The sequence below is a fragment of the uncultured Thiodictyon sp. genome (genome assembly GCF_903828115.1).
Lineage (GTDB): Bacteria > Pseudomonadota > Gammaproteobacteria > Chromatiales > Chromatiaceae > Thiodictyon.
In genome coordinates this window covers 1-6,967 of sequence record NZ_CAIKKU010000635.1, presented here as the reverse complement: position 1 = coordinate 6,967, position 6,967 = coordinate 1, and the positions used below count along the sequence as shown (strand labels likewise).

At 65.7% G+C, this 6,967-nt stretch carries 6 protein-coding genes; 3 read left to right on the top strand and 3 right to left on the bottom strand.

Annotated features, from left to right (window positions below; all coding sequences use genetic code 11):
- Positions 1-246: 246 nt before the first annotated feature.
- The 3 genes from rpmG to radC all read right to left on the bottom strand — a co-directional run bounded on the left by rpmG (position 247) and on the right by radC (position 1,511).
- The gene (gene rpmG / locus QZY48_RS24210; RefSeq protein WP_005222974.1) at positions 247-414 is read right to left on the bottom strand and encodes a 50S ribosomal protein L33; all 168 of its coding nucleotides are present in this window, start codon (positions 412-414) and stop codon (positions 247-249) included.
- A gap of 11 nt (positions 415-425) precedes the next feature.
- Positions 426-662, bottom strand: a complete 237-nt coding sequence (gene rpmB, locus QZY48_RS24205) for a 50S ribosomal protein L28 (protein ID WP_100920795.1) — start codon at positions 660-662, stop codon at positions 426-428.
- Between the two features lie 174 nt (positions 663-836).
- The gene (gene radC, locus QZY48_RS24200) at positions 837-1,511 is read right to left on the bottom strand and encodes a DNA repair protein RadC (protein ID WP_295435892.1); all 675 of its coding nucleotides are present in this window, start codon (positions 1,509-1,511) and stop codon (positions 837-839) included.
- 225 nt (positions 1,512-1,736) lie between these two features.
- On the opposite strand from radC, the gene coaBC reads away from it, so the two are divergent.
- From coaBC to QZY48_RS24185, 3 genes are all read left to right on the top strand, one after another.
- On the top strand, positions 1,737-2,984 hold the full coding sequence (coaBC, locus tag QZY48_RS24195; protein ID WP_295435890.1) for a bifunctional phosphopantothenoylcysteine decarboxylase/phosphopantothenate--cysteine ligase CoaBC: 1,248 nt from the start codon (positions 1,737-1,739) through the stop codon (positions 2,982-2,984).
- Positions 2,968-3,426, top strand: a complete 459-nt coding sequence (dut, locus tag QZY48_RS24190; protein ID WP_295435888.1) for a dUTP diphosphatase — start codon at positions 2,968-2,970, stop codon at positions 3,424-3,426. The genes coaBC and dut overlap by 17 nt, the downstream gene beginning before the upstream one ends.
- A gap of 70 nt (positions 3,427-3,496) precedes the next feature.
- Entirely contained in the window at positions 3,497-6,151 is a 2,655-nt protein-coding gene (locus QZY48_RS24185) for a phosphomannomutase/phosphoglucomutase (RefSeq protein ID WP_295435886.1), read from the top strand.
- Positions 6,152-6,967 lie beyond the last annotated feature (816 nt).

Here is a 6,967-nt window from a genome sequence, read left to right as displayed (position 1 = left end):
TCGTTGTCGTTGTCGTTGTCGGGTTATCGTAGCGCCACGGATGCTCTCGCACCCCAAAGTCCATCGCTTCTACGAGTTCGATTACGATTACGACAACGACAACGACAACGCTTGTGTTTAGCTTGTTCTCGACTCGTTACCAATACCGCGAAGCGCAACTCCCGACCCGACCCGGAGGACTGAGAAAGGGGAGGAAACGAACAAAAAAAAGCCCGCTACTGCGGGCTTTTTTCGGTGCGCCGGGCACTACTTGATCTTGCCTTCCTTGTACATGACGTGCTGGCGGACGACAGGATCGAACTTCTTGATCTCCATCTTCCCCGGCTGATTGCGCTTGTTCTTGGTGGTCGTATAGAAGTGACCGGTACCGGCGCTGGAATTGAGCCGGATCTTTTCACGTGCTGCCTTGGCCATGGACCTTCCCCTTAAACCTGTTGACCACGGGCACGCAGGTCGCGAATGACCATGTCGATGCCTTGCTTATCGATCAGCCGCATCCCGCTGGTGGACAGGCGCAGCCGCACCCAACGCTTTTCACTTTCGACCCAATACCTGTGATAGTGCAGGTTGGGCAGAAAACGGCGCTTGGTCTTGTTGTTCGCGTGCGACACATTGTGACCGCTCATCGGCCCCTTACCGGTGACCTGACATACCCGAGACATGGCAGAGATCCTTAGAGAAAGAAAAAATGGCTGGGACCGGCAACGCATCGGGGCCCAAAAAAGAAGCGGAAGGCTACCACGGGCCTCGGGCGGGACGCAAGCGGCGGCGCGGGCGGAGTCACTGCGCGCCGCCGCCGCCGCGGAGCACCGGGGCGGGACGCCCCGGCTCCTTTGTCACAGCAGCCCCCGCTCCGCCAGCGAGGTCCCCGGCCCCTCGCCGATGATGAGGTGATCGAGCACCCGCACCTCGATCAGGGCGAGCGCGTCCTTGAGCCGCTGCGTAATGCGCAAATCCGCCTGGCTGGGCTCCGCCACCCCGGATGGGTGGTTGTGGGCGAAGATCACCGCGGCGGCATTGGTCTCGATCACCCGGCGCACCACCTCGCGGGGGTGGACGCTCGAGCCGTCGATCGTGCCCTGAAACAGCTCCTCGTAGCGGATCACCCGGTGGCGATTGTCCAGGAACAGGCAGGCAAAGACCTCGTAGGGCAATCCGTAGAGCTTGAGCTTCAGAAAGTCACGGGTGGCCTCCGGGCTGGTCAGAACGTCCTGGTCGGCGACGCGGGTCAGCAGATAGCGGCGACTGAGCTCCAGGACCGCTTGGAGCTGGGCGTACTTGGCCCGGCCCAGACCCTTGACGGCGCAGAACCGCCGCTCGTCCGCCGCCATCAGGCCGGGCAGCCCAGCGAAGGTCGTGAGGAGATCCCGTGCCAGATCAACCGCGCTCTTGCCCGGGATCCCGGTGCGCAGGAAGATGGCCAGCAATTCGGCGTTGGACAGCGACGCGGCCCCCTGGTCCAGGAGTTTCTCCCGCGGACGCTCGTCCGCGGGCCAATCAGTGATCGCCATGGCGCCTCCTAAGTGTCGTACCAGCCAACGTTAGCGAGAGTTTGCCTCAGACCGGCGAGCCTGTTTGAAAAAGTGCGAATTGCTCACGGAACATCAGTCCCAATCCGTACAGACTCCGCGGTCGTCGCGGGTACGCGTGCGATCACCGGGTGGATCGCGACGAGGCAAGGGTTAATCGGGTACACTTTCGACCAGTTCAAGCCCAAGGCCCAAGTCACATCCGCGATGGCTCCAATACCCGACGTGCAGGTTTTGCTCGGCGTCAGCGGCGGGATCGCCGCCTACAAGGCGGCGGACCTGGTGCGCCGCCTGCGTGAGCGCGGCTGCGCGGTCCGGGTGGTGATGACGGCCGCGGCCACCGCCTTCGTCAGCCCGCTGACCTTCCAGGCACTCTCGGGCCACCCGGTGCGCACTGGCCTGCTCGACCCGGCGGCCGAGGCCGGCATGGGCCACATTGAACTGGCACGCTGGGCGGACCTGGTGCTGATGGCACCCGCCACCGCAGACCTGATCGCCCGCCTCGCCGCCGGCCTGGCGGACGACCTGCCGACCACCCTGGTGCTCGCCACGGCGGCCCCGCTCTACCTGGCCCCGGCGATGAATCAACAGATGTGGCGTCACCCCGCGACCCAGGAGAACCTGGCGCGCTTGCGCGGCCGCGGCGTGCGTATTCTGGGTCCGGCACAGGGCAGCCAGGCGTGCGGCGACCTGGGCCCCGGACGTATGCTGGAGCCCATGCAGATCGTCGAGGCCCTGCTCGCCGACCGACCCGCGGCCGGTGCCGGGGCTGGCGGCGATCCGCAGAGCCCGTCCGGCCCGGGTCCGCTCGTGGGGGTCCGGGCGCTGGTCACGGCCGGCCCCACCAGGGAACCCCTGGACCCGGTGCGCTATCTGGGCAACCGCAGCTCGGGGCGCATGGGCTATGCGGTAGCCGCGGCCCTGGCGGGGTTGGGTGCCGTCGTGACCATGGTCAGCGGCCCCACGGCCCTGGCCACCCCGGCGGGGGTCACGCGCATCGACGTGGAAACGGCCGCCGAGATGCACGCCGCGGTGATGGGGCGCGTCGGCGCGGCGGACCTGTTCGTCGCCGCGGCGGCGGTGGCGGACTACCGGCCCGCGGCACCCGTCGCGCACAAAATCAAGAAAACGGATACGCAACTGATCGTGCACTTGGTGCGCAACCCGGATATCCTGGCCGCGGTCGCGGGCTTGCCGGACCCGCCCTTCACGGTCGGCTTTGCCGCCGAGACCGAGCGAGTGGAGGAGCAGGCGCGCACCAAGTTACTCGCCAAAGGGCTATGCATGATCGCCGCCAACCAGGTCGGCGCCGAACAGGGCGGCTTCGAGCGCGACGAGAACGCGCTGATCGTGCTGTGGGCCGACGGCCGGCGGGACTTTCCCATGATGCCCAAGACCCGGCTCGCCGGGGAACTGGCCCAATTGATTGCCGAGCGCTATGTTGCATCGCCTTGAGGTCAGGATCCTGGACCCCCGCCTGGGCACCGAGTTTGCTCTGCCCCACTATGCCAGCACCGGTGCCGCCGGGCTCGACCTGCGCGCCATGATCGATCTCCCGCTGGCATTGCAGCCGGGCGCCTGCGAGCTGATCCCGACCGGGATGGCGATCCATATCGCGGCCCCGGGGGTGGCCGGTCTGATCCTGCCGCGCTCCGGACTGGGGCACCGCCACGGGATCGTACTGGGCAACCTGGTCGGGTTGATCGACGCGGACTATCAGGGGCAACTGCTGGTGTCCTGCTGGAACCGAGGCGCCGAACCCTACCTGGTCGCGGTCGGCGAGCGGATTGCCCAACTGGTCCTGGTCCCGGTGCTCCATGCCCAATTGGCCCTGGTCACTGATTTCGCCGCGTCGGCGCGGGGGGCCGGCGGGTTTGGTCACACGGGACTCAAGTGAACGGGCGCCGGCGGGTCCGGGGGCTGTTTCGACATCGACACCATCAAGTCGCGCGGTGAGGAGGCACGGCATGGCATCTGGACGGAGCGAGGACACACGGCGTAAGGCAGCAGACGGCGATCATACCTCAGGACTCAAGGGATTCTGGGTCCAGAGCTTTGTCGGCATCGCCCTGGTGTTGCTGCTGGTCGTCGGCCTGCTGCTGTACCTGTGGGTCGCCCGCGAGAGCGCAAGCGACCGGCGTGACCTGGAGAAGGCCACGGACGCGCTGGCCGAGCAGGTGACGGCTGCGATGGCACGCATCCGCAGCCAGGTCGACACCTGGCGGACCGACCCGAACCTGCGCGCAGCCTTTCGCAAGGCCGGCAACCCCGAGGCACTGCATCAAGAGGAGGAGGCGTTGCTGCGGACCCTGCCCGGGGCGCTCAGCATCCACCTGTTTGCGCCGGAGCAGACCAGTTCAGTCGAGGGTATCCCGTTCATGAGCTACGCGGGGCTGGACCTGGCCCGCAAGGCTGCCCAAGACCGCGCCGCGACCCTGATCGAGGTCCACAAGGTGGGCCAACCCGATATGCATCTGGCCATGGCAATACCGGTGCTCGATGAATCCGGGGAGCGCACGGTCGGGGTTGTCCATGGGGCCCTCCCGATGACACTGCTGCCAAGCACGCTCAAAGCGGCTACGGGGCATGGCCTGGTCCTCTACCAGCAAGTCGTGGGGGACACCGCGGCCAATCTGGGCGGCGCCACCGCACCCACCAGGCCGCCCGACCACTCCGCCCCGATTGCCGGCACCCGCCTGCGCGTCGCCGCCTGGCTGGACAGTTCCGGCGGCCTGGACCCCTGGCTGCTGGGAGCGGTCGGGGCCCTGTACCTGGTGCTGCTGGGAAGCATCGCCGGCGTGCTGATGCTCGGCTATGCCGCCCAACGTCGGGCCTTGCTCTTGGACTGCAAGGGCTTCACGATCCTCATCGAGGACGCCGTGCACCGCCGCCCATTGCGGCGCATCCGCTCGCGGATCAGCGAGGTCCAGGACGCCCATCAAGAGACCCTCGCCCTCTTGCGCGGTCTGCAGCCGACCCGCGCCCCGCTGCGCGGGAACGCCGCGCCCCCGGTGCCGATCGAAGCGCAGGAGTCGGCCAGCGCCTCCGCCGCCTTGGACGACAGCCCGAGCCCGACCTCGGCGCTGAGCTCATCCAGCATCGAGGTGGCGGAGATCGACCTGCCGGAGGGCCTCGACCCTTACTCCGAACCGCTTGAAGAGGCCACTGCCGCCGCCCTTGCCACCCCGGTGCAAGACCCCCTGGAGGCGCTCGCGGCGGGGCTCGAGTCTTACGGTAACCCGCTTGCCGACATTCCCGCCGAGGTCTTTCGCGCCAATGACATCCGCGGCTTGGTCGAAGGCCAGTTGACGCCCGAGGCCATGCACGCCATCGGCCAGGCGATCGGCAGCGAGGCCTTGGAGCACGGCGACCGCGAGTTGATGATCGGGCACGACTGCCGCACCACGAGCCCCGCCCTCGCCGCAGCGCTGGTGGACGGCATCCGGTCCGCCGGGCCAAACGTGACGGACCTGGGCCTGGTCCCGACCCCGCTGATCTACTTCGCCTGCTGCCAGCCGACCGTCAGCAGCGGCGCGATGGTCACCGCCAGTCATAATCCAAGCGACTACAATGGCGTCAAGGTGGTTTTCCACGGCCTGAGCGCACAATCCGACGAGATTCAAGGGCTCCGGCAGCGCATCCTGGTGGGTGCGGTCGCCGCTGGCCGCGGCGGCTACCAAACGGCGGACATCATCCCGAGTTACCGCGACTATATCGAGCGAGACGTCGCCCTGGCTCGCCGCCTCAAGGTGGTCATCGACTGCGGCAACGCCACGGCGTCCACGGTGGCCCCGGCGCTTTACCGCGCCCTGGGCTGTGACGTCATTGAACTCAACTGCGACCTGGAGGCGGGCCTGCCCGCACGCCTCGCGGACCCGGCGGCCCCCGAGTGCACACGCGATCTTGGGGACCTGGTCGTCAACCAGGAGGCGGACCTGGGCCTCGCCTTCGACAGCGACGGCGACCGCCTGGGCGTGGTCGACTCCCAGGGCCGCTTCATCGCCGCGGATCGGGTCCTGATGCTTCTCGCCGCCGATGTCTTGTCCCGCCATCCGGGCACCGACGTCATTTTCGATGTCAAATGTTCCCGCCACCTGGCCGACGAGATCCGTCAGACGGGCGGGCGGCCGATCATGTGGCGCTGCGGACATGCCCCGCTCAAGGCCAAGCTGCGCGAGAGCACGGCCCTGATTGGGGGCGAGTTCAGCGGCCACTTCGTCTACAAGGAGCGCTGGTTCGGCTTCGACGACGCGATCTACGCCGGGGCACGACTGCTGGAGGTCTTGTCGCAGGACCCGCGACCGAGCAGTGAGGTCTTCGGCGCGCTGCCCGGCGGACTGGCCACCCCGGAACTGGCACTGCCGCTGGCCGAAGGCGAGCCGGCGCGCATCATGCGCGCGGTGATGCAGTTGGCCAGCCGGCTCGAAGGGGTGGAGGTGATCCGGATCGATGGCCTGCGCGCCGAATTCGACCGCGGCTTCGGCGTGGTGCGCGCCTCCAATACCGAGCCGAAACTGACCTTCCGCTTCGAGGGCGATGACGCGGAGGCGCTGGAGAAGATTCAGGCGCTGTTCCGGCGGCTGATGGAGAAGGCGGCGCGCGGCCTGACCATGCCTTTCTGAGAAATCGCCCGCTGGGCGATTTCTCAGAACTGTAATTTAGGAAGAAGCATGGATGAGGATCGGCGCTAGGCTTCAGAGGGACTGGCCGGGACCTCGCATCCGCGGCTGTCCGAGCCCCAACGGGGCACAACATACCAGCCCAGGGCAACGCCCTGGGATAGGCAGATCAGTAATTCCAGCCCTGAAAGGGCGTAACATAGGGCGGCCAACGACCCCTCAGCGGCCGGCAGTTAGACCAGGCATGTGGAGCAACCGATGGACGACATTCGTGTTGGTAGCTGAGAACTGCAAGCGGTCTTGTATGACGTCTCCAGAAATCCTGAGACTCATAAACGGTATCGGTCGGATTATGCATACCGCGGCGTCGCCGACGGCAGTTGGGGACTTGAAACCAGTCTTTATCAATGGGCATTAATGACGATAATGCCTGGGGCGCGTCTGGTTCTAAGTGATTTTCTGAGAGTTCATCCAGAGTTGTATGACCGGGTCATCATCCCGAAAGAACTTTAAGTGGGAAGTGCGAGACAAACTTGATCAGGATAACGTTACCGAGCGTATGTTGTTTCCCGGATTGGATGGCCTGTCACAATGGCTAAAACGATACTATGGACCGATGTAACCCGCCAGCGATGGGCGGAGATTGGAACACATCAGAGCACACTTGCCGTTTTTTTCGGTACCCTCTAACGAACGATTCACTAACTAGTTAAATAATTCCACTAGGGACTGCCGATAGCGCCATTTTCGTTGTCGTTGTCGTTGTCGTTGTCGCAACTGAGTATCCGAACCAAATAAAACTCGACTGTTCAGATCAAC